The sequence below is a fragment of the Pedobacter polysacchareus genome (genome assembly GCF_019802255.1).
GTDB lineage: Bacteria > Bacteroidota > Bacteroidia > Sphingobacteriales > Sphingobacteriaceae > Pedobacter > Pedobacter polysacchareus.
Window position 1 is genome coordinate 878,303 of sequence record NZ_JAHYSS010000002.1, and the last position, 26,177, is coordinate 904,479.

The following is a 26,177-nucleotide window of genomic DNA, read 5'->3' on the forward strand; positions in this document are numbered from 1 at the left end:
ATTTAGCAACAACCAGATCCAGGCGTGCAGATTTCAGCATCCGGGGCAAAATTGATCAATTGAATTTTTGGTTTTTCTGTGGATACAGTTTCCACTGCTGCTGTTGTTGGGCTACAGCATTCTACGCCTGTTTCATTGGTGCCGCAGCTGCCTCCGCGATTGATCGCTTTACATTGTGTGGCATCAGGAATGAGGTTTACAATTAAATTTTCTCCATCGATGGTCATTTCTCCAGGATACATCTGACGGGTGTCAAACTGAGAATTTCCAAACTCAATTTTCACGATTCCTATAGGATTCAGGGGTAATGATTTTTCTACCAATTCCACAATAGATAAGGCTTTCTTCACTTGCATAGCCCTTTCACTGTCCTTTTCTGAAGGCTCCCAAAGTTGTACGATGATCTCCGTCCAGGAATTCATCACACCACCGCAATCCACGGATACGATAGGTGCCTGTTTGATTTCGGTGATGTGGTAGGAGGCATCTACCCATTGATTTGCTGCATATTGAAATTGCAGCGTTAGCTCAGGATGAGCTTGTAACTTCGCTTTGAAGTTTTCCCAGTTCATTAATGTTGTGGTATTCATATATTGCAATTTTACGATTGATGTAGACAATTTTTTTTAACAGCAGGGGATTTCACCTTTATAAGCACCCAGGAATGCGCCCAATTGGCTTTCCATCATTTTCCAGGTTTTTGGATTGATGCAATAGCAGACACTTACGCCTTCAATGGTTCCTTGAATGAGCCCTGCATTTTTTAGCTCTTTTAAATGTTGCGAGATGGTGGCTTGTGCCAAACCTAGTTCTTCGACAAGATCACCACAAATACAGGTGTTGGAAGCCAGAATTCGCTGCAAAATGGCAATTCTTGCCGGGTGTGCCATTGCCTTTAATAGTTGAGACAATTGGTTTTGCTCGTCGGTAAATATTTCTGATTTGGTCAGTCCCATGTCTTGTTTAATTGATACATTGCAATAATACGATTGATAGCTGGATCTTCCAAATAAATTTGTTCAAAAGACCAAAATATGACTTTAGCTGAGTCGGGATATAGGAAGAGTAACTGGTTGATATTAAACAGCGGACCCTTTTTCGGTGGCCACCCTATAGGTAGGATCTTCCAGGATATTCACTACAATAATAGCTGCTGCATCTTTTAATAGTTTTCTGCAATCTTCACTTAAATGAATTAAATGAAGCGTTTTTCCTATTTTTCGATAACGTTCAGTTAGCTTGTTGATCGCATCTATGCCAGACATATCTGCAATCCTGCTGTCTTTAAAATCAATAAAAACGACTTCCGGATCCTCGGCTGGTTCAAACTTTTCCAGGAAATTGTGGGTAGAACCGAAAAATAACGGGCCATAGATCTCGTAGTGTTTGGCCCCATTTTCATCGAAGTACTTCTTTGCACGGATTCTTTTGGCACTTTCCCAGGCGAACATTAATGCGGAAACGATCACGCCGATCAATACCGCGAGTGCCAGATTGTGGAGCCATACGGTAATTCCTGCGACTAGCACACCTACAAAAATATCTTTACCAGGCATTTTATTGATCACTTTGAAGCTCATCCATTCAAATGTCCCAATCGCGACCATGATCATCACGCCTGTCAGGGCGGCCATAGGTACTTTTTCTATCAGCGGGGCACCAAAAAGAATGATCATTAATATCGTAATTGCGGCAATAATTCCAGAAAGCCTGGCTCTGGCACCTGCAGAAAGATTAACCAGTGTTTGTGCAATCATTGGGCAGCCTCCCATTCCAAAGAAAAAGCCATTGAGCATATTTGCCGAACCTTGGGCAATACATTCCCGGTTGCTATCGCCTTTGCTTTCTGTGATTTCATCTACCAGATTTAAGGTGAGTAATCCTTCCGTTAAACCTACAGCGCCCATAATTAAGGCATAAGGCAGGATAATTTGTAAGGTTTCCAGGGTAAATGGTACCTGAGGAATATGAAAAGGAGGAAATCCGCCACTCACAGCTGCGATATCCCCAACGGTTTTGGTATCAATACCGAAGCCTAAAACAATCAGGAACACCACAATAATAGCGACCAATGAGGCGGGGATGGCTTTCGTGAATTTTGGTAAGATCAGCACAATGGCGATGGTTAAGGCAACGAGGCTAGCCATCAGGTATAGTGCAGTACCGCTGAGCCATACCATTTCTCCGTTAATTACGGTTTTAAATTGTTCTAATTGCGCTATAAAGATGATAATGGCCAATCCGTTGACGAAGCCAAACATTACCGGCTGAGGGACCAGGCGTACAAATTTGCCCAGCTTAAATAAGCCAACACTAATTTGAAAAACACCAGCAAGTATGACGGCAGCAAAAACATAATCCAGGCCATGTGATTTCATTAAAGCAATGAGTACAATTACGGTAGCGCCTGCTCCGCCGGAGATTAAACCTGGTCTGCCACCAAATATTGCTGTTACTAAACCCATGATGAAGGCAGCATACAAACCTGTTAGTGGTGGAAAGCCTGCCAGAATAGCAAAGGATAAGGATTCCGGCATCATTGTCATGGCTACAGTTAGCCCTGCAAGGATTTCAGTTTTATAATTGATCTTTTTAGAAAAGTCGAACAGCTGGATAAAAGGTTTCTGGAGGTAAGGCTTCATTTGCCTGCAAAGTTACGTTGGATTTATCAGGCTTTAATCTGCAGGAGCTGAAAAATTTAGATGGGCAGATAATTGTTGATCGGTTTAATCAGGCTGGAGTCGTTGAGACTGCGGTCTGCGATGTCTTTGGTCACTTGAAACCTGGTCATCAATTCCGGAGGATAGCTCATACACAGCGCCAATAATTTTTCTTCTTCAATGGTTTTACTCAGCCATGCTTTTTCCGTTTCCGGCGTTAAAATGACTGGCATGGATTTGCTGATGCCACTAATGAGTTCATTTCCGGGGATGGTAATGATACAGAAGGATTCATACCTTTCTTTTGTAATGGGGTCAATCCAGGCAGACCAGATTCCGGCCATTGAGAAAACTTTCCTGTCTTTTAATGTGAAACGAAAGGGATATTTTTCTGCGCCGAACCTTTTCCATAGGTAAAAGCCATCTGCCAGCACCAGACAGCGTTTATGGGTGACCATGAGTTTTCTAAACAGTTGTTTAGAAAGAATCTGGGAATGCCTGACGGTACACATGATTGATTTTCGCTCTTTAAAGAAAAACGGAACCATGGAGTAGTGCATCTTTTTTATTAAATGAGGTTCATCTGCCGTGACCACCATGCCTGGCATATAGATGCCAATGTTATAGGTGGGCGTATAGGCTGCTTCTAATTCATACGGATAATTTTGCTGTATCAATGGAAGCGCTTCTGTAAGAGAGAACGATAAACTCATAGTGTGAAAATTAGGTTTCCTTTCCGTTAATGCAATATTACTTATGGAGCTGGAGTTCGTGCTGCAATTCCTTGATCTCCTGCTGCATATCATGTACGCGCTGCAGCAAGTGCCTGATGGCGTCAATCCCTTCTATATTAATTTGAAGGTCATAGTGCAAATGAACATATTTATCCAATTCTGCGAGCTGATCTGTATGGATACATTTTTCTTTTTCAACAACTGGGAACCGGACAATTTCTGATTCTTCCAGTGAGACCATAAAAGAAGGGTCTATGTGATAATTGATACAATATTCAGTGATGGTGATGAATTCTGTTTCCATAGCTGTAGGGATTAACTCAGGTTTTGTAGTTCTCTAAACAGTTCTTGTTGTTTTTGAGTCAGGTTTTCTGGAAGTTTAACATTATAAGTAATAAAAAGGTTCCCAAATTCTCCATCTTTCTTATAAAGGGGGAAGCCTTTATTTTTCAGTCTGACTTTAGTGCCGTTTTGTGTTCCAGCCGGGATTTTAAGTTTTACTTTTCCATCCAGGGTTTCCACCATGACTTCTCCACCCAAAACAGCGGTATATAAATCAATATCCTGCGTCAGGTATAGGTCGTTGTGCAGTCTTTTGAAGATTGGATCTTCTTCCACATTAATGGTCAGGTATAAATCACCTGCCGGGCCACCGTTTACTCCGGGAGCACCCATGCCCTTTAATTTAATGACCTGATCGTCCGCTATACCTGCAGGAATGGTAATCCTGATTTTTTTATCATTGATGGTCAGCGTTTGTTTATGCGTGGTATAAGCATCTCTAAGAGAAATGCTAAAACTTGCATTGTAATCCTGCCCTTTGAATTTCATGCTGCCTCTTCCAGATGATCTTCCGCCGCCACCGCCACCAAACATAGATTCAAAAAAGTCTGAGAAATTGCCGCCACCAAAATCACTAGCACCTTGTCCGCCTCTGCCACCACCAAAAGGATTTCCTCCAGTGTGTCTGGATTGTGATCGGGCCTGTTCAAACTGGTCTGAATTTTTCCAGTGTTCTCCGTACTCATCGTATTTTTTTCGCTTTTCCGGATCACTCAGCGCCTCATTTGCTTCATTGATTTCCTGGAATCTCTTGTTTGCTTCTTTATCGTTGGGATTTAAATCCGGATGATATTTCCTTGCCAGTTTCCTGTATGCTTTTTTTATATCCTCCTGTGAAGCTTTTTTGTCAACGCCCAGAATCTTATAATAGTCGATAAATGCCATATCAATAATTGGTCTATCCTCAAATTTAAGCTATTATTTTTATCATTCCTCAATATTCAGCTATTTGTATTAAGTAAGTGTTATAATTACACCGATTTTCTCAATAATAATAATAAATTTGAGAATCAATGGCTTGCGGCTGACCACCTAAGCTATAAACCAAGTGTAAGCTGTTCCTGTAGGAGTCCGTCTTTTTCTAAGATGGTACCTCCATGTGTCGTTTCGGATCTGTTTACATGGCGTTTGATTTTGCTCGAATACATTAATGCACAAACGAATATGAAACCAAATCAACCAAACTCAAGAAGAGATTTTATTAAAAAGACAGCGGTAGGTGTTGCTGCCTTCAGCATCGTCCCCAGGTATGTACTTGGCGGAACCGGATTTATTGCACCCAGTGATCGCCTGACTAAAGCGGTCATCGGTGTTGGCAGTATGGGAAGAGGCCATTTTGGATACGATGGAACACAGGTCGTAGCCATTTGTGATGTCGATACCAGACATTTGGATCTCGCAAAACCGATGCTCGATAAAGGGGTCAAGACCTTTAGTGATTACCGGGAATTGATCAAATTACCGGAAGTAGATATTGTACACATCGCCACACCGCCGCACTGGCATGGGATTATGGCCGTTGATGCTGCCAATGCCGGAAAAGACATTTGGTGTGAAAAGCCGATGACGCATACCATCGGAGAAGGTAAGCGGGTGATGGAAGCCGTTCAAAAACATGGCAGGATGTTCCGTTTAAATACCTGGTTCCGTTTCAAAGATAATTTCTATGGGATGGGGACTACGGTGAAACCGATTAAGAGATTAGTAGACAGCGGTTTATTGGGTTGGCCACTAAAGGTAACCGTGAGTAAGCATACTGGTTTCGACTGGAAGTTTTACTGGGTAGGAAAAGACAATTTACCTGTTGAACCTGTTCCAAAGGAATTGGATTATGATGCCTGGTTAGGTCCGGCACCATTTAAACCGTATAGCACACATCGCGTGCACCAAACTTTCAGGGGATACTGGGATTATGATGGCGGCGGTTTAAGTGATATGGGACAGCATTATCTGGATCCTATTCAATACTTCCTGGGTAAAGACGACACCAGTCCTGTTTCTGTAGAAATTGATGCGCCACAGCAGCATACTGATGCAGTAGGCATCTGGCGTAGAATTACATATACTTATGCAGATGGCTGCCAGATCATTCTGGATGGCGAAGGAAAAGATGAGAAAGCGGCTTATATTGAAGGCCCTAAAGGCAAGCTTTATGCTGGATTTAAGTCTGATATTCCTGATTTGGAACGTAAGCTGGCTGCATTCCCTGATCCGGCACCGCAAATGACGGATTTTATCACCTCTGTGAAAACCAGGAGCCAGTTTGCTTTAAATGAAGAAAATGGGCATCGTTCCTGCAATATCATCAACATTGGATTGGCGGCATTACGCTTAGGCCGATCGCTGAAGTTTGATCCGGTAAAACAGGAGTTTATTGACGATGAGGGTGCAAACAGATTGATTAACCCAGTCATGCGCGCTCCATACACCATTTAAAATCAATTCATTCGAACCCATTCTCAAATATTTATAATGATGAAAAAGATATTCTTTATCCTTTTGGCTAGCCTTGCATTTCAGGGACTGGCCATTGCACAGGATAAAAAAGACCAGCGAACGCAGACTACGCGTATTGCTGATTTGCTGGCGCAGATGCCGGCAAAAGATGCGGCCCAGGCGGCCATTAATGCAAATGATATTGCCGGACTTGGTGAGACAGGCTACCTGGAACTCATTGGGATGCTTGCTCCGGTAGGAAAAGGCAATAATGCGTTAATTGAATATGCAATTGGCGGATTTACTGCAGCCTCCACAAAGACAGGAAAAGAAAACTGGAGAAAAATGTGTGTGTCTGCTTATAGTAAGGCTTTACAGAAACTAAGTGATCCACAAAATAAAGCCTTTATCATGAGTCAGCTGGATGGTGTTGCGCAAGACGATGCAGTGCCTGCGCTGGTTCCTTTTTTGAAGGATACGCAGCTTGCTGATCCTGCAGTTAGGGCATTGGTGAAAATCAATACTCCAGCATCGAAAACAGCTTTGTTGAATGCTTTGGCTTCAACGGAAGGTAAGAGTCGTCTTTCTGTGATAGAAGGATTAGGTGATAGTCGCGTTAAAGCGGCTGCAGCCCCAATTGCTGCATTTGCAAATGTTGCTGACCAGAATTTAACGAAAATGAGCCTTTATGCTTTAGCAAAGATTGCCGATCCTTCTTCTGAGGAATTAATGGCTTCTTCGGCAGCAAAAAGTAATTTTAAATATGAAAATACAAATGCTGTAGCCGCTTATCTGGACTATGCAGCCCGTCTTTTAGCAGATGGCCATGCTGTTTTAGCGCATAAGATCGCGCTTCAGTTGTTGGATAAAGCAACTGCTCCGGATTTGGTGTCTGTTCGTACAGGCGCTTTAAAAATCCTTTCTGATGAAACTAAGGGTCAGGATATCTCTGTGCTGTTAGGGGCAGTAAAAGATCCTTCTATTGCTTATAGAGCAGCAGCTTTGAAATTTGCTTTACCTTATTTAAATCCAGCAACAACAGCTTTATGGCTTAAGGAATTAAACAAAGTAAAACCTGAGGTACAGGCTGAAATGGTCACTATGCTTGGCGATGGACAGGCAGTAACTGCACTTCCAGCAGTATTGAAATTGATCAACCATAAAAATCAGGATTTGAAGTTTGCTGCAATTGAGGCAGCAGCGAAAATTGGCGGAATAGAGGTGTTTCATGATTTATTAAAAACCATGGACAAAGGTGATGACGCGACCGTGCAAAAGGTGGCGGATGTAATGCTGAGGATGAAAGGTGATGGTTTGACAGCAAATATCGCAAAGACATTGCCTGTGATGAAACCGAATGTGCAGGTGGCCTTAATTCAAGTGCTTGCAGCACGTTCCGCTCATGAGCAGATCAATAGTGTATATGCTTTGCAGAAGAGTAAAAATCCAGCGGTGAGAAAAGCGGCATTTGCAGCTTTAGCAAAGCTAGTGACTAAGGCAGATCTTCCAGAGTTATTCGCATTATTGAATCAGAAAGAGACTACCGATGAGGAATCTTTAATGGTGCAATCTGCATTGATAGCGGCATTAAAAGTGGGAGCAAGCCCGAGCCATACTGAAATTGTTTTACAGCAAATGGCGGATGCCCAATCTGATAAGAAAAAGTTCTTTTACAAGGTACTGGCTAGTCTTGGTGATGCTAAAGCCTTAGCAGCAGTAAATAATGCTTTTAAAACCGGGGATGAGCAAACACAAAAGCTGGCATTGGAAGCCCTTTCTTCCTGGGCAAATCCGAGTTCTATGGAGAGTTTATTGAACATTGCAAGAACGGCTAATAATCCGGCCTTCCAGGAGCAGGCATTGCAAGGGTATTTACGTCTGGTTCGTTTATCAACAGCCCCTGCTGCACAAAAATTACTGATGCTGCGTGAAGCCATGGAGGTGGCTAAAACGACTGCGCAAAAGCAACAGATTTTAACAGATCTGGAGCAGGCTAAAACTTTTAATGCAGTGATTTTTGCTGGAAAATATATAGATGACCCTGCTTTGCAGCAAGCTGCAGCAAGAGCAGTCATGACCATTGTGCTTTCCGATAAATCTTATGAAGGTGCGGAGGTCAAGGGTTTGTTGAATAAAACCATTCAAGTGCTGAGCGGAGGTGATAGTGAATATGAGAAACAGGCCATTCGCAAATACCTGGCGGAAATGACCGGTGGTCCCGGCTTCATGCCGATGTTTAATGGCAAAGACCTGACCGGTTGGAAAGGCCTGGTTGCTGATCCGTTGAAAAGGGCGAAGATGGACGAGAAAACGTTAGCCGCTGCACAGGAAAAAGCAGATGCTGAGGCTTTAAAAAGCTGGGTAATTGAACATGGTGATTTATTGTTTACCGGAAAAGGAGATAACCTGGCTTCTTTAAAGAAGTACGGTGATTTTGAAATGCTGGTAGATTGGAAAATCTACGATGATGGCAATAAAAAAGGAGATGCTGGTATTTATTTACGAGGCAGTCCGCAGGTGCAGATCTGGGATACTTCCAGAGTAGCTGATGGTGCTCAGGTGGGCTCCGGTGGTTTGTACAACAATCAGGTGAATGAAAGCAAGCCTTTAAAAGTAGCGGATAATAAATTGGGAGAATGGAATAATTTCCACATCATCATGAAGGGTGATCGCGTTACCGTGTACCTGAATGGTGTATTAGTGACTGAAGATGTGATCCTTGAAAATTATTGGGATCGTAAGCTTCCGATTTTTGCAGAAGAGCAGATTGAATTACAAGCGCATGGATCCAGAGTAGCTTATAGAGATATCTATATTAAAGAGCTGCAGCGTCCGGTTCCTTTTCAGTTGAGTGCTGCAGAGAAAAAAGAAGGCTATAAAGTATTGTTTGATGGTACAAATATGCACCAGTGGACAGGAAATACCAGCGCATATACCATTGCAAATGGAAACATGGAAATCAATCCAAAACCTGGAAAAGGTTCTGGAGGAAACTTATTCAGCAAAGATGATTATAGTGATTTTGTGTTTCGTTTTGAATTTCAGCTGACTCCAGGTGCAAATAATGGATTGGGGATTCGTGCTCCATTAGCAGGTGATGCTGCTTATGAAGGGATGGAACTGCAAATCCTGGACAATGACGCCGACATTTATAAAGACCTGCATGAGTACCAATATCATGGTTCTATCTATGGAGTTCAGGCAGCAAAAAGAGGATTTTTAAAGCCTCTAGGAGAATGGAATTACCAGGAAGTTACTGTAAAGGGCCCTAAGATTAAAGTGGTCTTAAATGGAAATGTGATTTTGGATGGTGATATCACGGAAGCCCGTAAGAAGGGAACAGTTGATGGTCAAAGTCACCCGGGTTTACAGCGCGATAAAGGCCGTGTTGGTTTCCTTGGTCACGGATCGGTAGTTCGTTTTAAAAATATCAGAATTAAAGACTTAAGCGTCTCAAAATAGAACGGGTTAGGTTAACATTGAATTAAAAGAATAAAATATGACTGAAGATAATAAGCATTCAGCAGGAAATAATTCAAGAAGAAGCTTCCTGAAGACGACAGCGCTTGCTGCTGCAGGATTTATGATTGTGCCCAGACATGTATTGGGTGGTAAAGGATTTTTGGCGCCCAGCGACCGTTTGATCGTTGCCGGTGTCGGGGTAGGCGGAAAAGGCCAGAGTAATTTAAGTAACATCTATAAAGGAGGAAAGGCAGATATTGCTTTCCTCTGTGACGTGGACGACCGCAGGGCTGCCAATTCCGTAAAAAACTTCCCATCTGCCAAATACTATAAGGATTACAGGGAGATGCTGGATAAAGAAGGGAAGCATATCGATGGTGTAGTCGTTTCTACACCAGATCATAACCATGCCATGATCGCCATGGCTGCGATGCAGCTCGGCAAGCATGTTTATGTAGAGAAACCGCTTTCTCATGATATTTTTGAAGCCAGAAAATTGACTGAAGCTGCCAACAAATATCAGGTAGTTACCCAAATGGGCAACCAGGGCTCATCAGGAGACGGTGTAAGGCAGCTGCAGGATTGGGTAGATGCCGGTGTGATCGGAAAAGTAGAACGGGTCTATTGCTGGACGGACAGGCCTTCCTGGCCGCAAGGGATTACCTGGCCAGCTGTAAACGGATCAGTTCCTAAGGAGCTCGACTGGGATCTTTGGCTTGGTAGCGCACCTTATAAGCCTTTTGTCGATAAATTAGTTCCCTTTAACTGGCGTGGCTGGTGGGATTATGGAACCGGTGCAATAGGGGATATGGGCTGCCATCTGGTAGAACCACCTTTCCGGATCCTTGGTTTGGATACGCCGATAGATGTGCAGTGCAGTGTGGGCAGTATTTATGTGGACGAATTTAAACGGGGATATTTCCCGGATAGCTGTCCACCTTCAAGCCATGTCATTATGACCTTTAAGAAGACCAAAAAGACAAAAGATGACCTTCAGATCCATTGGATGGATGGCGGGATTAAGCCCGGCAGGCCAATAGAACTAGGTGCGAATGAGCCTTTCGGTGCAAATGGCGTTTTGTTTGAAGGTACCAAAGGAAAGATGATGTGTGATGTTTATGGTGCGAATCCGAGGTTATTGCCTTTGTCGCGTAATCAGGAGGTACATGTGAAACCAGGTGTGGAACGCGTGATTGGTGGAGTGGACGGACATTACTGGGATTGGGCGGAAGCTTGTATCGCCGGTTACGGAAAGAAAAAACTGAGTTCTCCTTTTGAAATTGCCGGTCCGCTGACAGAGACTTTGCTCATTGCAAATCTGGCCATCAGGGGTACAGATATCCAAAAGCCAAGACAAAGTGGCAACGGATTTGACTACCCAGGCCGCGATATCAAGCTGATTTGGGATAAGGAAAACCTGAGGGTGACTAACTTTGATGATGTGAATCAGTTTGTGCGTAGAGAATACCGTCAGGGCTGGAGTTTGGGAGGATAATTTTTTAAAAGAATGAGTTTAGAAACGAATAATATTAAAGTTTTAGTAGTAGGCTGTGGTAATATGGGAACTTCCCATGCCATGGCCTATCATCAGTTAACAGGTTTTGAAATCTGTGGAATCGTATCCAGAGGAGATAGCAAGGTGGTTTTGAATGAAAAACTAGGTGGTGGTTATCCTTTATTCCATGATTTTGAAACTGCCTTGAGCGAGACCAGGCCTGATGCAGTTTGTATTTCAACCTATCCCGATACCCATGAGTCTTTTGCGGTAAAGGCGATGGAGCAGGGTTGTCATGTGTTTATTGAAAAGCCTCTGGCAGATTCTTTAGAAGCGGCACAGCGTGTGGCAGATGCGGCGAAAAGATATGGAAAGAAGCTGTTGGTAGGTTATATCCTGAGGTATCATCCATCCTGGACACGTTTTATCGAACTTTCTCAGGAAATGGGGAAACCACTGGTGATGCGCATGAACCTCAATCAGCAAAGTCAGGGAGCAAAATGGAATGTTCATCAGAATTTAATGAAAAGTCTGAGTCCGATTGTGGATTGTGGTGTGCATTATATTGATGTGATGTGTCAGATGACACGCTCCAGGCCTGTTCAGGTCAGCGCAATTGGTGCAAGGCTGACCAATGATATTCCCGAAGACAATTACAATTACGGGCAGTTACAGATCCGTTTTGAGGATGGCTCTGTGGGTTGGTATGAGTCGGGATGGGGACCAATGATGAGTGAGACCGCATTTTTTATAAAGGATGTAGTTGGACCAAAAGGGGCAGTGTCTATTCTGGCAAAGGAAGCTTCGGCTGCGGGTAAATCCGACGTGATTGATGCGCATACGAAAACGGAATCTATTAAGGTGCATTATGCCGATCTGGATCAGGATGGGAAGTTTTCCCGGGCGGATGAATGGATCGACCTACAAGACGAACCAGATCATTTGGAGTTGTGTAAAAGAGAACAGCGACACTTTCTTAGGGCAATTCTGGAAGATTTAGACCTTACAGTACCTACTCAGGATGCGTTAAACAGTTTAAGAGTAGCATTTGCGAGTGATGAATCTGTTCGGACAGGCAATGTGGTTAAATTGATCTAATAATTTTATAAAATTAAACTTTTGAGGGCCTGCTGATAGCAGGCCTTTTTTTGTTTTACAAATAATTATAATCTTTATCATTATTTTTACTTAGTGTATTGTTTTTTTATAAAAACAACTCTTAATTGGTTTTTAATCGTTGTTTTTGAGGGTTTTATCGGCAATAAATATTTTTATATTTTACACTTAGTGTATATTATTTTAATATTTTTGTTGCGGGGGTTTTAGTTTTTGTAGCAGTAAAGCAACGCTCCTGAACTTTATTTGCGGGGGTTAATTAAGATGAATTACGTGCTTAAAATGTAAGCTATCTAATTGATTTGTGAACCAGGATTTTTCAGTTTGAATCGCAGGTCAGTTTAAAATCTATTATCAGTTCAAATTTGTCCATTTTTATGAGAGCTTTAAAGATATCACAGAGTATTACCAATAGAAAGAGAGATTCCCTTGAGAAGTATTTGAATGAACTTGGGAAATATGAATTACTAAAAATAGAAGATGAAATCCAGTTGGCCATGCGCATTGCAGAAGGAGATGAGGTGGCATTGGAGAAATTAGTGAATGCAAACCTTCGATTTGTGATTTCTGTTTCCAAGAAATACCAGGACAAAGGGGTTCGGCTTTCTGATTTGATCAGTGAGGGGAACATTGGCTTGATTAAAGCAGCCAAGAGGTACGACCATACTAAGGGCTTTAAATTTATATCTTTCGCGGTGTGGTGGATCCGTCAGGCGATTTTAACGGCTATTTCTGATCAGCAAAGGATCGTTCGCCTGCCGGGAAATCAGGTAGTGGGAAATACCATGATTAATAAAGCCACTTTAAAGCTGGAGCAGCAATTAGAACGTCGTCCTACTGCTGATGAAATTGCGGAAGAAATAGGTTTCAAAGTAGATAAGGTGATAGACCATCAGCTCAATTCTGTGATGTCTATTTCGCTGGACACTCCAGTGAATGTAGAGAACGATTTTTGTTTAATGGATATGATCCCTTCCAAAAGTGTGGAGCCAGTAGATGACCTGCTCATGAAACAATCCCTAACTGAGGACTTGAAAAGATGTCTGGTGATTTTACCTGAGCGGGAACAAAGGATTTTAACACTTTATTATGGTTTGTATGGTTGTGAAGAGACGACACTTGACGACATGGTTTATATTTTTGACCTGAGTAAGGAACGAATCCGACAGCTCAAGGATAAGGCCTTGAAAACTTTGCGCAATAGCCCAAAATCACAATTGATCAAGGAATACCTCGATTAATAGGCTTTTTTTTGAACTGCCTTCGGCTCAATTTGTTTAAATATGAGCCTGTTTATTTAAACGAAATAGCCATTTAGAAGGGTTTTTTAAAGAAAAGTGCCTTATTATTTAAAAAAAGAGTGCTATCCTTAAATATTCATTTGGTGGAAATCCAATAATTATTAACTTTAAAGCGTTATATCATATATTTAAAATCTTAAACGAAAGAAAAACATGGAAAAATTCTCGAAACTTAAAGAACTTATTGCAAGCGTTGAAGCTGATGCAGACAAATTTTATAATTCAGGTAACGGTGCAGCTGGTACAAGAGTACGTAAAGCAATGCAGGATTTAAAAGGCCTTGCTCAGGACATCCGTACTGAAGTGACTGAAAAGAAAAACACGAAGTAATCTACTTTGAATGTCATGAGAAAGGCCCGCTTAATGCGGGCCTTTCTCATTTATAGCTATTGAGGTTTTTATTTTTTAATTTTAGGGCCTTAGCCTTATGAATCCCTCAGAACAGCCATCGACACGCAAGATTATTCATATTGATATGGATTCCTTTTATGCTTCAGTAGAGCAAAGGGATGACCCTACACTGGAAGGTAAGGCTGTGGCTGTTGGTGGGTCCCCTGATGGGCGGGGAGGAGTAGTGGCGACTGCTAATTATGAAGCCAGGCGCTTTGGTGTACATTCCGCCATGTCTTCCAAAAAAGCACAGCGCTTATGTCCGCATCTGATCTTTCTGTATCCCAGGTTTGCAGTCTATAAAGAGATCTCCCAGCAAATTCGGGAAATATTTAGCCGATATACAGATTTGATTGAACCCTTATCCCTTGATGAAGCTTATTTAGATGTTACTGAAGATAAATTAGGAATTGGATCAGCCATTGATATTGCCAAAGAAATTAAGGCAGCCATAAAAACGGAGCTGAATTTAACCGCTTCTGCAGGTGTGTCTGTCAATAAGTTTGTGGCAAAAGTTGCTTCCAATATGAATAAACCCGATGGCCTGACCTTCATTGGTCCATCAAAAGTAGAGCGTTTTATTGCGGCATTACCTGTGGAGAAGTTTCATGGTGTAGGAAAGGTGACGGCAGAAAAGATGAAAATCAGAGGTTTACATAAAGGAGCCGACTTAAAAAAGCTGACCGAAGCGGAGCTGGTCTATCTGTTTGGGAAAAGCGGTCATTTTTTTTACAAAATAGTTCGTGGAATTGACCACCGTAAAGTAGAGCCAAATCAGGAAACAAAGTCTATCGGTGCTGAGGATACTTTTTCCTATGACCTCGTTGAATTGGAAGAAATGAATTCGGAACTGGCCCGCATTTCCGGAATTGTATTTAAGAGGATGAGCATTTACCAATTGTTTGGCCGGACGTTAACGATCAAAATTAAGTTCAGTGATTTTAGGCAGATTACCAGGAGCAGGTCATTCCCGGCAACGTTTACAGAATTGGCAATGATTGTGGAAGTTGCTCAGTCTTTGCTGGATGCCGCGGAATTAGAGGGCGAAAAAGTAAGGCTGCTAGGAGTTTCTATCTCGAATTTTAAAAGTAATAAAGATCAGGGAGAATGGTATCAACCCAGACTTTTCCCTTAATTCCAAATAGGGGTTGGTATGTTATTGGGTAAATAATATTTCCTATGGGTTAGGGGATGTCAAATATACAGCGGAACAAGAGTTGATTTAGGGTTATTTATGTAAATTGATCTAGCATCCAAATGTAAAATTTAGCCCTATGGAATCCTTGTCAAATGTTCTTGATCCTGATTTATATCAACCTAACCTGATTTTTCTGAATAAATTATTTGAATTCCAGCATGCTTATTATTCCGGTGATGACAAGATTCAAGTATTGGAAGCATTGCTTCATGAATTATGTATCGCTACACAAAGTTTGGCGGCAGGACTAATTGATTTGGATGGAGCAGCGGATGTTGAGGTAAACCGATCTGCCCATGATGATATAAAGCAGGCCAAAGGATATGAACGTTTACTTTGTCCGATTGGCAATAGTTTTGGAAAAGAAAGCAAACTGTACCTGATTAGAACTGCACCTGCGTATACGCCGGCAGATGATCATTTGATCAAGCCTACCCTCTCTATCCTGAATGGGATGGTTGTGCACTTAACTGCAATGGCCGAAATTACCAGGCAAGAGCGGCAAGGCGGCCATTTGCAGTCGCTCATCACCTCATTAGATGATATTATCATTGAGTTGGATGAATACCTGGTGATCAAAAAAGTCTGGGTAAAAGACCCGGAAAAACTGTTCATGCCCACGGAGTTCTTTATTGACAAAACAATCGTAGAGGTGATGGGTTCTTTTGCCGATATTTTCATGGAAAGTATAAATAAGCTGCTGCAAAGTGGTGAGCGACAGGAGTGTGTCTACCCGGATTTTAATCCAGATAAAAAGGCCTGGTATAGTGCTAAGTTTCAGAAAATTGACCCAGTGTATGCTGGGGACAAAATTCGATTGATCTGTGTCATAGAAGATATTACGACTAAAAAACAGATGAGTGATCAGCTGCAGCATCAAACTTTAGAGCTTATTGCAGCGAAAAACCTGGCAGAGCAGGTGGCGAGGAAAAGAACAGAGATTCTTTCCATTATGAGTCATGAAATTCGTACTCCCTTAAATGGAATCATAGGGATTTGTAATCTCCTGGGTCAGGATATTGATCAGGATGCTTTTATTAGAGAATATGTTGATCACCTGAACTTTTCTTCTAACCACCTTTTGAATTTAGTAAATGATATTCTGGATCTGGAGAAGATTGAAAATAAGAAAATGGAACTGGTCGAAACGGAAGTTAGACTGGTTACTTTCGTTGGTAATATTCAAAAGCAATTTCAATCTTTGGCGGAGAGCAAAGGCTTAGACCTTCGGTTTTATCATGACGAACAGATCCCGGAATTAGTGAGTGTAGATGACCTGAGGTTAGGTAGAATTTTAAATAATCTGATCGGAAATGCCATTAAATTTACGAATACAGGACATGTTTCTATTTATTTAATATTGGTCAAACGGTCTGCAGAAGAGGTCAGAATTTGTTTTAAAATTGAAGATACAGGGATCGGTATCCCTGAGCACCTCCATAGTCTGATTTTTGATAAATTTCATCAGGTCCAGCAAGCTAGTCACCGCCAGCAACAAGGAACCGGACTTGGTTTGAGCATCACTAAAGGACTGGTGGACTTGTTTAAGAGTGAAATTATTATAAAAAGTAAGCCTGATGGAGGGACGATTTTTGAGTTTGAGATCGATTTTAAGATAAGTATTCCATCAGACCATAAGGTAAGTGCAGATCATGCAGTTGCATTACCGCTTGTTTTACCTGAATTGAGTTTGTTGATCGTAGATGATAATCCGGTGAATTTATTGGTTGCTAAACGTCAGCTGAGCATATTCGGACTCCATGCAGAGCAGGCCGATAATGGGCATAGTGCACTGGAAATTTTAAAAGAAAGAACCTTTGATATCATTTTAATCGACCTTCATATGCCCGGGATGGATGGTTATCAACTGGCAAAAAAAGTGCAGGAGCTGTATGCTGAGTTAAAGGTGATCATTTTTACCGCAGATATTTTAGAGGAAGTAAGAACAAGATTATGGGATATGGGAATTAAGTATGTTTTGTCGAAACCTTTCAATCCAGAGGAGATGCATCAGTTGTTGTTAGAGGTAGTGAGTGTTCATGATTAACTTCTGAACATCCTGAGAATCCATAGCAGCTACCCTTCAGTAGCTGCTATGGAATTTTAGCTTAATCGGATTGGACTTCCCGTCCATGCTGTTCCATTCGCTAGTTTTTCACCTTTCATCACCAATGAAAGTGGTTCCAGTTTCACGTCATCTCCAATCTCACTATCGTATAGAATGATTGATCTGGAACCGATACTACACCTTGCACCTATTTTTACGGAGCCAACTTTCATGACCCTATCTTCAAACAGGTGGGTTTGAGGCCCGCAGTCTTCGTTTAAAGCGGTGTCATCGCCGATACTCACCATATCATGTTCCGTGATGTCGGTAGTGTTTAACCAAACTCTTTTTCCGAATTTCACTCCAAAAAGGCTGAGCACCATAGGTAAAAACGGAGTTCCCTTCATGAATTCCAATAGAAAAGGAACGGCTAAAGCTTCATAAGTGGTGGTATTTGCTTCGCTGCGCCATACTTTATGCGTCCACATTGGGTGCTGTTCTGCTTTAAATTTACCGATAGTGGTCCATTTGAGCAGTAATGTCACCAATAATGCGGGGGCTCCCATGTAGAGGAGGTAATAAAAAGGAACTTTCGGTGCTTCTTTTAAGATTTGCCAAAGTGTTCTGTCTTTCACCAAATCATGGCAATAGGCAATGAATAAAACACTGCAGCAAATAATTACAGTTTCCGGCAGTATAATTCTTATTCCTTCAATAATATGACGGGCAGTTTTTCTTCCCCAGGTAGGATTCGTGGTTAATTCAGCAGGGAAATTTCCACTGTCCTGTCTTTTCGGTAGGGCAATTGCAGGCGATCCAAACCAATCTTTTGAATCTGATTGCTGCAGCTGTTCTGTAGTTGGCGGTGTAGAAAGTACGCCAATCAGCATGTCATCTGCCAGTTCATAACCTTGAGGAATCAAGGCGCTGTTTCCTACAAAACTTCTATTGCCAACACGTGTTTTATCGAGGATCAGCTGTTGGCCGCGGATGTCCTCTTCCCCCAAGGTAACGGCATCAGCGATGAAAGATTCATCTCCAATTTCCAATAGGGTATGGGTGACATTACTGGCCGTAGAAATTTCTGTGTTTTTCCCGATTTTAGCACCCAGCATCCTGAAAAAGGAAGAAATATAAACGGTGGCGTACATAGGATGCAGCACAATGAGTGAGGTGGAAATTAATTGGTCTGACAACCATTTCCGAACATAAATCCACCCGTAAACCGGATAAGTACCTGGTTTCATTTTGTACAGCAATAATCTGGAGAGCAGCACGGTTTCCAGTGCATAAAGCATCAGATACAGCACTGTAAGCATCGGAATGTGTATGAAATAATTGAAGTTGTAATCAGGCGCCTGACTATCGAGGTAACTTAATAATTCGATAACCGGTAGTAAAGGCAGTAGGATCACAATTGGAAATAGGATCAGTAAGATTGTATATAGAAGGCCGAAGCATTTTCTTTTGAAGCCGGAAACGATCAAGGGCTGAGGAAGTTCTTCCGGCAGTTTTTTGTCGACTGGCTCAGCAGGACTGCCTTTCCAGACTTCTCCTGCCAGGATATGTTTACCCGGCTGCAGGTGGCTAAGGTCTTGTAATTCTCCCCATTCCTCTATGGTGGTATCTCCAGAAATCACTGCTCCACTGCCAATATAGGCATGATCGGCAATTTTGATCTTTCTTAATTTCAGGAGACCATTTTCTACAATTACATTGTTGAGTACTACTCCAGAGCTGATGCTGACATCGCGGCCTATTTCCAATAAGTCTTCCATACCCACGGTAATGGAGCTGATCTGGGAATCTGGTGCCATTTTCATCCCCATCATTCTTAAATAAAAAGGATAAAGTGGAGTGCCATTCATAAACTGAAGCGGTACCAGGCGTTGCATAGATTTAATCAGCCAGTATCGGAAATAATAGGCTCCCCATAGTGGATAATCTCCCTCTTTTGTTTTCCCAAGGAGCAGCCATTTCATTGCAATACTCAATAAGGAGAAGAATGGGGCGATGAAGCAAAATAAGACTAGTGCGGTAATAATGGCCCAAAAAGTATCTCCTTTATCAGTTTCACTTTTCGCCAGCTGATAGTAATAACCCAGGTAAGAGACAAAAATCTGGGCAGCAAAAAGGCCGTAAATGATCAGCAATGAAAAGCCTTGAGCGATGCCGCAGATCCAATACCGTAGAGAAGAGATCTTATGGAAAGGTTCCTGTTCTTTAGGAGTATTTAGTTTTTCTTTTTCAGCAGCGATGGTCCAGGTTTGGATCAGTTTACTAATGGGACGGTTGGTGTAAATATCTTTTAAAGAAGCTTGAGGGATGTTTGCTTCTTTTCTCAACCAGGAAGAAAAAGAGGCGGCCAGCAAAGAATGACCTCCTAAATCCATGAAAAAATCGTTTTCAGTACTGATGATTCTTCCAGGGAAAAGATGCTTTAGTCCGGCCATGACCCTTGTTTCTATATCATCATCTGGATGAAGGAGGATTTCTTCTTCCGGCTTAATTTCCAGTAAAACCTGAGGCACTGGCAATTCTTTTCTGTTGATTTTTCCACTTGGAAGGCGCGGCATTTTATCCATCACAACGAGTACCAGAGGTACCATGTATGGGGGCAAAACCTTTGCAAGTTCCATTCTGGCCTCCTGGTCATTAAATGAAACATTTGCTTTGAGCGTCACGTATCCAATCAGCTGATCCTGTTGGTTTGCGTCTTTTTTAAGTGCTACAGCAGCTGCGGAAACTGATTCCAGTTCATTTAGTTTGACCTCAATCTCGCCAAGTTCTATGCGGTACCCACGTAGTTTTACCTGATCATCCAGGCGTCCGCGGAAATCGATACTGCCATCAGCTTGCATGATCACGGCGTCGCCGCTCAGGTAAATCCGGTCTCCGGGAAGCTCATGCAGGGAATCAGGTTTGCTTAGGAATTTTTCGGCAGTCAGGTCCTGACGGTTAACATAGCCATCACAAACTCCCGGCCCGGAAATGATCAGTTGACCCTGTTCGCCGAAAGGTAATAGCTCAAACTGTTCATTGACTACGGCAAGGTTATAATTGGGTAGTGGGTTACCAATGGTAATCGGGTCGCCGGGTCTGAGGGGAATCATGGTAGAGGTAACCGTAGTTTCCGTTGGCCCATAACTGTTGTAAAATATATTGTACCCAGGCTTGCTCCAGCGGTTCAGCACCTGACTGGTACAGGCTTCACCGCCTGCATTAATGAGGCGAAGCGAAGGGATCGCGTCATCTATGACGGCAAGGAGACTAGGTACAGCGTGAAGAATCGTGATCTTTTGTGCCCTGAAAATGTCGCTTAGTTCATCGATAGACTTAGCTGTCGTAGCATCAGCGATCCATATGGTTGCTCCTGCAGCTAAACTGATCCAGGTTTCTTCGCACCACATGTCGAATGAGACAGAGAAGCCTTGATACACACGGTCTTCTGGAAGAATCTGAAGCACACTCTGTTCAGAGCGGATCAGGTGGCAAATCTGACGGTGACTGATGGGAATTCCTTTGGGCTTCCCTGTACTTCCGGAAGTATATAATACATAGGCACGGTCGTCTGGAAGGGCGGATATTTGGTAGCTTTTACTAACTGTGTTGAAATCCGGGCAAGCTGGAATGCGAAATACAGGACAAGATCCTTCATCCAGCGCATCACTGAAGCAGGCTGATGCGCCAACTTCCTGCATCACGGTATGTACACGATCGGCTGGCATTTCTCTGTCTAGTGGCACATAAGCGGCGCCAGACTTTGCTATTCCTAAAATGGCAACTGGTAATTCCATGCTTCTTGGCCACCATAAGCCTACACTATGGCCTCTGCCAATACCTTTTTCGTTTAAAAAAACGGCGATTGCATCACTCCAAAGGTCTAGTTGCCGATAGCTTAAAGTTTTTTCATTAAAAATGAAGGCTGTTTTATGTGGGTGATCTGCGACGGCAGCTCTAATGATATCTCCGATAGTCTCGTCTCTAGTGAATTCGGGACGTATATTGCCAATAACAATGCTTTTTGAATTCATGAGCACGCTGAAATTTAATTAATCGAAATAACCGAAATTTTTTCAGAAAACCACTAAAAACAAAAAAGACATTCATTAAAAAATGAATGTCTCTAATATGTAGGAGGATTGGTTTATCTAAGCGAAATCTAACCATGAGCTGCCATTCGAATAATCATCGATTGCAGTTACGTTATTTTCGTATTGCAGGGAAGCAATAAGTGCTGAAACTTCTTGTTTAACCATCGTGATACAGTTTTGAACCAGGTCTTTTCTGTATCCTTTTTCTTCTAATTTCAGTACATAGCCTACGCAGATTACTCTGGCTAATATTTTACCAAGGTCAACCATTTTACGCTGAGAAAGATTTTCAGATAGTTGGAAAGACAATTCCTTTTTAAAATAAGCAACTGGTTGAGAAGTGATCTTAAATTCAGCAAGAAAATCAAAAAGGTTGGATTGTTTTTGTTTCTTCATTGCACGGGTAATCATTTCTGCAGTTTGATTGTACAGCATTTCATTTGATCCTTCAAAAATCTGGAAAGGTCTGCTGTCCATAATCCCACGACCACCAATATGGCTGGTTCTGTAACCTTTTGCACCTGAAAGCTGAACCAATAACTGTGCAGATTCCTGCATTAAATCAGTAACAACGGCTTTCATGGTGTTGGCTTCCAATCCTTCCATTGCCAGATTGTGCTCAATACCACTGATTTCACTACTGTGTGCACACATCGCAGAACAGATCGTATAAGCAGATTGAATTCTGGAAAGTTGGAATTGAACATTGTCAATAGCCATTAAATTACCAGCGCCCACGATGCGGGTACGGCAATGCTGCATAGCTTCATCCAACATTCTTTTAATAAATCCCATACCCATTCCAGGAAACTGCATTCTGCTTCTGTGAAGGATATCCAACATCATTTTGATACCGGTAGTTTCCGGTTTTAATCTGAAATTTTGAGGGACTACAAGATCCAGTTGATTTAATCCGTAAGGAATCATGTATAAACCTGGATTATCGTAAAGTTCTTCTACTACGATTTGCTGTTTCGGTTTAGTAATATCACAAAGGAAGAAATCGATATCTCTGCCTAAATCACCATTTTCATTTGCATTTCTTGCGGCGATGATCCAGTAATCAGCCATGCCGGTAAGACCTTGCCAATGTTTAGTTCCTTTAATCTGGTAGCCTTCTGGCACCATTTTACTCGTCGTTTTCATGTTTAGGGCATCACTGCCATAATCAGGCTCAGTGATCATCAGACCACCCATGTTTCCTTTTTCCAGGAAGTTGTCGAAAATTCCTTTTTTAACAGATTCATCTGCGTATTTTGAAACCGGCTCCAGGAAAAGCGCAATATTGATCCCAAAAGTTAAAGATAGGGGCAGTGATTCATAAGAAGCAGCGGCTAAAAGGCCAAGGCATTCTTTAACGATACTTCCACGTCCACCATATTCGGTAGGAATTGCTACGGAAAGTGGTTTTTGATCCATAATTCCTTTAAGAATTTCAGGAGGTAAGCCTCTTTCCAGGCTCAGTTGATCAATGTCGGCCTGCACATGAAATAAGTGTTTCAATGTTTGCTCGAAGTCTCTGATGTAATCAGAAAACTTGATGTCGGTTAATGTCATATATAGAATACAAGTATTTTAAAAAGATCGTTAAGCAAATAAGTGAATATTTATCTAGAATCTTTATAAATAATAAACAATTTTTGCTGAACATCGAATTCAAAATAATGACAATCCCGCGAACTATAAAATGATCGTGGTCACATCAGTTGGATTTATCATGGATGCGAAGGTCCCTATTCCCTCTTACACAGCTGTTTAATCTAATCTTAGCAGGAATAAAAACGAAATTTCGTTTCATTGTGCTCAGGATAGTACCGAAATATACGGTTTATGCGTATTTAATAGGTTAAAAATAAAAAAAAATACCAGAGCTGGCGAATGCGCTAAAGGAGATTGTCGATTTTCAATGAAAGTTATTTAGGTATAGTATAATTTTTTATCTTTTTTAGTTGTAAAATTGATAAGAAATGAATAAGAGGTTTATCAAAAATTAACCCATAATTAGCGATTTTTTGTTTTGGAAAGCTAGGTAATCCGGATGTTCTGGAATGTTTAAATAAGCACACACTTGAGTTTTCCGTAGCTTTATCGAACATTTATTGACTATGCTATATATTTTTGATCCTGAAACAGATTACACCCTGGAAGACGAGCATGCATTACTGCGTCCATTACAGCTATCCGATACTGAACATTTGAATACTTTCGCTATTCATGAGCCTGATTTGTGGACTTATTCTCTGCAGAATGCAGGTTCTGAAAGCGCAATGAAGCAGTATATTGAAAAGGCATTGATGGCCAGGGAAAAGGGAATAAGTTATCCTTATATCGTTTTTGATAAGGTCAGGCAGCAGTATGCGGGCACTACCCGTTTGTACGATATTGATCTTTCCAGCAAATGTCTGTCCTTAGGTTATACCTGGTATGGCAAGGATTTTCAGGGTACTGGATTGAACAAGCACTGCAAGTATTTACTATTTGAATTTGTGTTTGAGCAAATGGGTTTTGAGCGGATTGAGTTTCGTTTAGACAGTTTGAATGCCCGAAGCATGAGTGCCATAAAAGGGCTGGGCTGTACTTTAGAAGGAGTATTGAGAAGTAACAGCTATCGCCCAGATGGCAGCAGAAGGGATTCAGCAGTGCTGAGTATCTTAAAAGCAGAGTGGTTTGATGGGAAAAGGGAACTACTGAAAAGTAAACTGGTCTAGTCCTTTAAAAGAAGCGTTTTTTTGTCAGGTTAACGTAAGATGAAAACCGATCCTGCCTAGTATTCTTTTTTAGAGGCCTTGCTCTGGAATAGAATATGTAAATTGGCGGTAATAGATCATACTTATCCATCAGTAATGCAAAAAATAGAACAGACCGAACTGCATTTAGAAGTCGATCCAAATAAATTGGATTCCAAGATTAAAAGTTTTGAATACAATGGCAACCATTACCTTTATGTATGCCATATTGATAAGTACTCCGATAAAGCGGGTGGACATACTGATGATCGTCCTGATCAGGTTAAATTACTGGTGAAAAGCTTTTATGGTAAGTACCTGAATATGGATGTGCCCTTGAAAGACCTGAATACTCCGGCTTTTAATGATCAATTGATCAAGTCTATCAATCAAAATCTGCTTTCTACAGAGCCGAGTTACTAAAGGATAGTTGTATAGGATAGCCTTTAAATAAAAAAAAGACGACGTCTGGAGCAACGTCGCCTTTAATTAAGAAATAAATCTTGTACACCCAATAGGATTCGAACCTATGACCTACGGTTTAGAAAACCGTTGCTCTATCCAGCTGAGCTATGGATGCATTTACCTTGTTGGTGCGACAAATGTAGGAGTAAAAATGAACATCTACAAATCTAATTTGCATTTTTATCGCCTCTAATGCGCATTTGCCTGCTTTTAAGCACGATACAATGTGAAAAAAAAAGCAAATCAAATAAACATAAACTGGAGATCAGCGTCCAGTATTTACTTTAAATAAAGATTAAAGTATTATTCTGATTGTTAATGTCCTGCACATTAGGTTCTTATATTGAAATCCTTTTCTGCGGATACAGTTCTGTATGGTTTAGAATCAGGTGCATAATGTAATCATTGGAAGGGAAAGGCTGCAAAGCTGATTTTAGCATTCCAGGCTCATTTACATCGGTATACGGAGAAATATAACCCATGCCGTATAATTTTCCTTGTTCCACGAGGATGCAGCTTTGTTCATCTTCTGTTCTTCCGGTGTCTAAAATTGCAAAGCTCGGCAGCATGGTTTTCAACTGTTCTATTGCATATTTTACACGCACATTATAAGCTGGTGCTGATTCTTTGCCCAGGCAGGCACCACTGCAATTTCCTTCTTCATGACCTGTACAGGCCAGTCTTTTGCTTTGGATATAGCAGAGCTTCTCACATAGAAAATGATCTTTGATGAGAATTTTCAGTACATGATGTCCTTCCAAAATGGTATTGAAGCTATACAAAACCGGCATGTTTTTCTTGAAAGTATCCAGCCCTAACCTCAGGTATCCTTTTTGATCTTCAAAAGCGTAGAGTGCATATTTCTGCTCATAGCGTTTCATGGCACGGTTGTTTTCCGGCCATAGTCTTTTGATCTCTGTTGCTTCCAGGATAAAGGCCATCAGTTCTGTGCCGCAAACCTCAAAATCTACGGTGTAGATGTCTTTTAGAAAGTTCTGACGTTGCTTTGCTGTGCTGTTTCCCGTGAAATGGGAGCACACTCTTTTCTTCAGGCTTTTAGCTTTCCCGATATAAATTACTTTTCCTTTTTGATCTTTAAAGTAATAAACCCCAGGACATAAAGGAAGTCGATCTATCTGGGATTTAGGTAGGTTAGGAGGGAGTGCCTGTTCTTTAGAACCGATTTTTAAGGAGGCCGGGATAATTCCTTCCGAGTCATTGGCCAGTAAAAGGCTTAATAATTCTGCCGTGGCTGCGGCATCGCCACCAGCCCTGTGGCGGTTATTCAGGGAAATCTTTAATGCAGCACACAATTTTCCAAGGCTATAAGAGGCATGTCCAGGGATGATTTTACGACTCAATCTTACCGTACATAATTTTTTGCATTGCAGGTCATAACCAGCAACAGAGAGGTTATGCTTGATAAAAGAAAAGTCAAAATTCACATTGTGGGCCACAAATATTTTATCCTGCAGCAGGTTATAAATCTGCTCAGCTACTTCATGAAACATCGGAGAATCTTCAACCATATCATTACTAATGCCGGTTAAGGCTTCAATATGAGCTGGAATATATTGTCCAGGATTGATCAGTGTTTCATACGAATCTACCACAGAAACGCCGTCATGCACCAGGATTGAAATTTCCGTAATTCCATTTCCTGCAGCATGACCGCCAGTGGTTTCTATATCTACAACAGCGTACAGCATAG

At 41.6% G+C, this 26,177-nt stretch carries 19 protein-coding genes and 1 tRNA gene; 10 read left to right on the forward strand and 10 right to left on the reverse strand.

The window, feature by feature from the left end:
* Nucleotides 1-2 precede the first annotated feature (2 nt).
* The 6 genes from K7X70_RS07605 to K7X70_RS07630 form a co-directional block, all read right to left on the reverse strand.
* On the reverse strand, nucleotides 3-590 hold the full coding sequence (locus K7X70_RS07605; protein ID WP_222536472.1) for a DUF6428 family protein: 588 nt from the start codon (nucleotides 588-590) through the stop codon (nucleotides 3-5).
* A gap of 36 nt (nucleotides 591-626) precedes the next feature.
* Entirely contained in the window at nucleotides 627-956 is a 330-nt protein-coding gene (locus tag K7X70_RS07610) for an ArsR/SmtB family transcription factor (protein WP_222536473.1), read from the reverse strand.
* A 123-nt stretch (nucleotides 957-1,079) separates the two neighbouring features.
* Nucleotides 1,080-2,642: a SulP family inorganic anion transporter gene (locus tag K7X70_RS07615; protein ID WP_222536474.1), complete on the reverse strand. Its 1,563-nt coding sequence runs from the start codon at nucleotides 2,640-2,642 to the stop codon at nucleotides 1,080-1,082.
* Nucleotides 2,643-2,698: 56 nt separating this feature from the next.
* Nucleotides 2,699-3,373: an SOS response-associated peptidase gene (locus K7X70_RS07620; RefSeq protein ID WP_222536475.1), complete on the reverse strand. Its 675-nt coding sequence runs from the start codon at nucleotides 3,371-3,373 to the stop codon at nucleotides 2,699-2,701.
* A 37-nt stretch (nucleotides 3,374-3,410) separates the two neighbouring features.
* Nucleotides 3,411-3,698 carry a chaperone modulator CbpM gene (locus K7X70_RS07625; RefSeq protein WP_222536476.1) on the reverse strand — a complete coding sequence of 96 codons (288 nt, stop codon included), beginning with the start codon at nucleotides 3,696-3,698 and terminating at the stop codon, nucleotides 3,411-3,413.
* A gap of 11 nt (nucleotides 3,699-3,709) precedes the next feature.
* Nucleotides 3,710-4,621: a DnaJ C-terminal domain-containing protein gene (locus K7X70_RS07630; protein ID WP_222536477.1), complete on the reverse strand. Its 912-nt coding sequence runs from the start codon at nucleotides 4,619-4,621 to the stop codon at nucleotides 3,710-3,712.
* A 279-nt stretch (nucleotides 4,622-4,900) separates the two neighbouring features.
* Between K7X70_RS07630 and K7X70_RS07635 the strand changes: the two genes are divergently transcribed.
* The 8 genes from K7X70_RS07635 (at nucleotide 4,901) to K7X70_RS07670 (ending at nucleotide 17,181) form a co-directional block, all read left to right on the forward strand.
* Nucleotides 4,901-6,172 carry a Gfo/Idh/MocA family oxidoreductase gene (locus K7X70_RS07635; protein WP_222536478.1) on the forward strand — a complete coding sequence of 424 codons (1,272 nt, stop codon included), beginning with the start codon at nucleotides 4,901-4,903 and terminating at the stop codon, nucleotides 6,170-6,172.
* Nucleotides 6,173-6,208: 36 nt separating this feature from the next.
* Nucleotides 6,209-9,634 carry a 3-keto-alpha-glucoside-1,2-lyase-like domain-containing protein gene (locus K7X70_RS07640; protein WP_222536479.1) on the forward strand — a complete coding sequence of 1,142 codons (3,426 nt, stop codon included), beginning with the start codon at nucleotides 6,209-6,211 and terminating at the stop codon, nucleotides 9,632-9,634.
* Between the two features lie 37 nt (nucleotides 9,635-9,671).
* Nucleotides 9,672-11,129 carry a Gfo/Idh/MocA family protein gene (locus K7X70_RS07645; protein WP_222536480.1) on the forward strand — a complete coding sequence of 486 codons (1,458 nt, stop codon included), beginning with the start codon at nucleotides 9,672-9,674 and terminating at the stop codon, nucleotides 11,127-11,129.
* 12 nt (nucleotides 11,130-11,141) lie between these two features.
* Nucleotides 11,142-12,227 (forward strand): Gfo/Idh/MocA family protein, encoded by a 1,086-nt coding sequence (locus tag K7X70_RS07650; protein WP_222536481.1) that lies wholly within the window; start codon nucleotides 11,142-11,144, stop codon nucleotides 12,225-12,227.
* Nucleotides 12,228-12,622: 395 nt separating this feature from the next.
* Nucleotides 12,623-13,486: a sigma-70 family RNA polymerase sigma factor gene (locus K7X70_RS07655; RefSeq protein ID WP_222536482.1), complete on the forward strand. Its 864-nt coding sequence runs from the start codon at nucleotides 12,623-12,625 to the stop codon at nucleotides 13,484-13,486.
* Nucleotides 13,487-13,699: 213 nt separating this feature from the next.
* Nucleotides 13,700-13,876 (forward strand): BF3379 family histone-like protein, encoded by a 177-nt coding sequence (locus K7X70_RS07660; RefSeq protein WP_062547595.1) that lies wholly within the window; start codon nucleotides 13,700-13,702, stop codon nucleotides 13,874-13,876.
* A 97-nt stretch (nucleotides 13,877-13,973) separates the two neighbouring features.
* Nucleotides 13,974-15,071, forward strand: coding sequence for a DNA polymerase IV (dinB, locus tag K7X70_RS07665; RefSeq protein WP_222536483.1), 1,098 nt, complete (start codon nucleotides 13,974-13,976; stop codon nucleotides 15,069-15,071).
* A gap of 139 nt (nucleotides 15,072-15,210) precedes the next feature.
* Nucleotides 15,211-17,181 (forward strand): response regulator, encoded by a 1,971-nt coding sequence (locus K7X70_RS07670; RefSeq protein WP_222536484.1) that lies wholly within the window; start codon nucleotides 15,211-15,213, stop codon nucleotides 17,179-17,181.
* Between the two features lie 56 nt (nucleotides 17,182-17,237).
* Here K7X70_RS07670 and K7X70_RS07675 read toward each other — a convergent pair whose 3' ends face one another.
* Together K7X70_RS07675 and K7X70_RS07680 are read right to left on the reverse strand one after the other, a co-directional pair.
* Nucleotides 17,238-21,215 carry a Pls/PosA family non-ribosomal peptide synthetase gene (locus K7X70_RS07675; protein ID WP_222536485.1) on the reverse strand — a complete coding sequence of 1,326 codons (3,978 nt, stop codon included), beginning with the start codon at nucleotides 21,213-21,215 and terminating at the stop codon, nucleotides 17,238-17,240.
* A gap of 117 nt (nucleotides 21,216-21,332) precedes the next feature.
* The gene (locus tag K7X70_RS07680) at nucleotides 21,333-22,832 is read right to left on the reverse strand and encodes an acyl-CoA dehydrogenase family protein (RefSeq protein ID WP_222536486.1); all 1,500 of its coding nucleotides are present in this window, start codon (nucleotides 22,830-22,832) and stop codon (nucleotides 21,333-21,335) included.
* 548 nt (nucleotides 22,833-23,380) lie between these two features.
* Between K7X70_RS07680 and K7X70_RS07685 the strand changes: the two genes are divergently transcribed.
* Nucleotides 23,381-23,983 carry a GNAT family N-acetyltransferase gene (locus tag K7X70_RS07685; protein ID WP_222536487.1) on the forward strand — a complete coding sequence of 201 codons (603 nt, stop codon included), beginning with the start codon at nucleotides 23,381-23,383 and terminating at the stop codon, nucleotides 23,981-23,983.
* Nucleotides 23,984-24,118: 135 nt separating this feature from the next.
* A complete protein-coding gene (locus tag K7X70_RS07690) occupies nucleotides 24,119-24,424 on the forward strand; it encodes a hypothetical protein (protein ID WP_222536488.1) in 306 nt (101 codons plus the stop codon).
* An 83-nt stretch (nucleotides 24,425-24,507) separates the two neighbouring features.
* Here K7X70_RS07690 and K7X70_RS07695 read toward each other — a convergent pair.
* Both K7X70_RS07695 and K7X70_RS07700 read right to left on the reverse strand, forming a co-directional pair.
* Nucleotides 24,508-24,581, reverse strand: a tRNA-Arg gene (locus tag K7X70_RS07695).
* 223 nt (nucleotides 24,582-24,804) lie between these two features.
* Nucleotides 24,805-26,175 (reverse strand): exonuclease domain-containing protein, encoded by a 1,371-nt coding sequence (locus tag K7X70_RS07700; RefSeq protein WP_222536489.1) that lies wholly within the window; start codon nucleotides 26,173-26,175, stop codon nucleotides 24,805-24,807.
* Nucleotides 26,176-26,177 lie beyond the last annotated feature (2 nt).

What these genes read in the sequence shown, in the direction of transcription:
- K7X70_RS07620 (WP_222536475.1), bottom strand. Translation starts at nt 3,373, where the DNA reads ATGAGTTTATCGTTCTCTCTTACAGAAGCGCTTCCATTGATACAGCAA.
- K7X70_RS07640 (WP_222536479.1), top strand. Translation starts at nt 6,209, where the DNA reads ATGATGAAAAAGATATTCTTTATCCTTTTGGCTAGCCTTGCATTTCAG.
- K7X70_RS07670 (WP_222536484.1), top strand. Translation starts at nt 15,211, where the DNA reads ATGGAATCCTTGTCAAATGTTCTTGATCCTGATTTATATCAACCTAAC.
- K7X70_RS07655 (WP_222536482.1), top strand. Translation starts at nt 12,623, where the DNA reads ATGAGAGCTTTAAAGATATCACAGAGTATTACCAATAGAAAGAGAGAT.
- K7X70_RS07660 (WP_062547595.1), top strand. Translation starts at nt 13,700, where the DNA reads ATGGAAAAATTCTCGAAACTTAAAGAACTTATTGCAAGCGTTGAAGCT.
- K7X70_RS07685 (WP_222536487.1), top strand. Translation starts at nt 23,381, where the DNA reads ATGCTATATATTTTTGATCCTGAAACAGATTACACCCTGGAAGACGAG.
- K7X70_RS07610 (WP_222536473.1), bottom strand. Translation starts at nt 956, where the DNA reads ATGGGACTGACCAAATCAGAAATATTTACCGACGAGCAAAACCAATTG.
- K7X70_RS07645 (WP_222536480.1), top strand. Translation starts at nt 9,672, where the DNA reads ATGACTGAAGATAATAAGCATTCAGCAGGAAATAATTCAAGAAGAAGC.
- K7X70_RS07680 (WP_222536486.1), bottom strand. Translation starts at nt 22,832, where the DNA reads ATGACATTAACCGACATCAAGTTTTCTGATTACATCAGAGACTTCGAG.
- K7X70_RS07625 (WP_222536476.1), bottom strand. Translation starts at nt 3,698, where the DNA reads ATGGAAACAGAATTCATCACCATCACTGAATATTGTATCAATTATCAC.
- K7X70_RS07605 (WP_222536472.1), bottom strand. Translation starts at nt 590, where the DNA reads ATGAATACCACAACATTAATGAACTGGGAAAACTTCAAAGCGAAGTTA.
- dinB (WP_222536483.1), top strand. Translation starts at nt 13,974, where the DNA reads ATGAATCCCTCAGAACAGCCATCGACACGCAAGATTATTCATATTGAT.
- K7X70_RS07635 (WP_222536478.1), top strand. Translation starts at nt 4,901, where the DNA reads ATGAAACCAAATCAACCAAACTCAAGAAGAGATTTTATTAAAAAGACA.
- K7X70_RS07675 (WP_222536485.1), bottom strand. Translation starts at nt 21,215, where the DNA reads ATGAATTCAAAAAGCATTGTTATTGGCAATATACGTCCCGAATTCACT.
- K7X70_RS07650 (WP_222536481.1), top strand. Translation starts at nt 11,142, where the DNA reads ATGAGTTTAGAAACGAATAATATTAAAGTTTTAGTAGTAGGCTGTGGT.
- K7X70_RS07690 (WP_222536488.1), top strand. Translation starts at nt 24,119, where the DNA reads ATGCAAAAAATAGAACAGACCGAACTGCATTTAGAAGTCGATCCAAAT.
- K7X70_RS07630 (WP_222536477.1), bottom strand. Translation starts at nt 4,621, where the DNA reads ATGGCATTTATCGACTATTATAAGATTCTGGGCGTTGACAAAAAAGCT.
- K7X70_RS07700 (WP_222536489.1), bottom strand. Translation starts at nt 26,175, where the DNA reads ATGCTGTACGCTGTTGTAGATATAGAAACCACTGGCGGTCATGCTGCA.
- K7X70_RS07615 (WP_222536474.1), bottom strand. Translation starts at nt 2,642, where the DNA reads ATGAAGCCTTACCTCCAGAAACCTTTTATCCAGCTGTTCGACTTTTCT.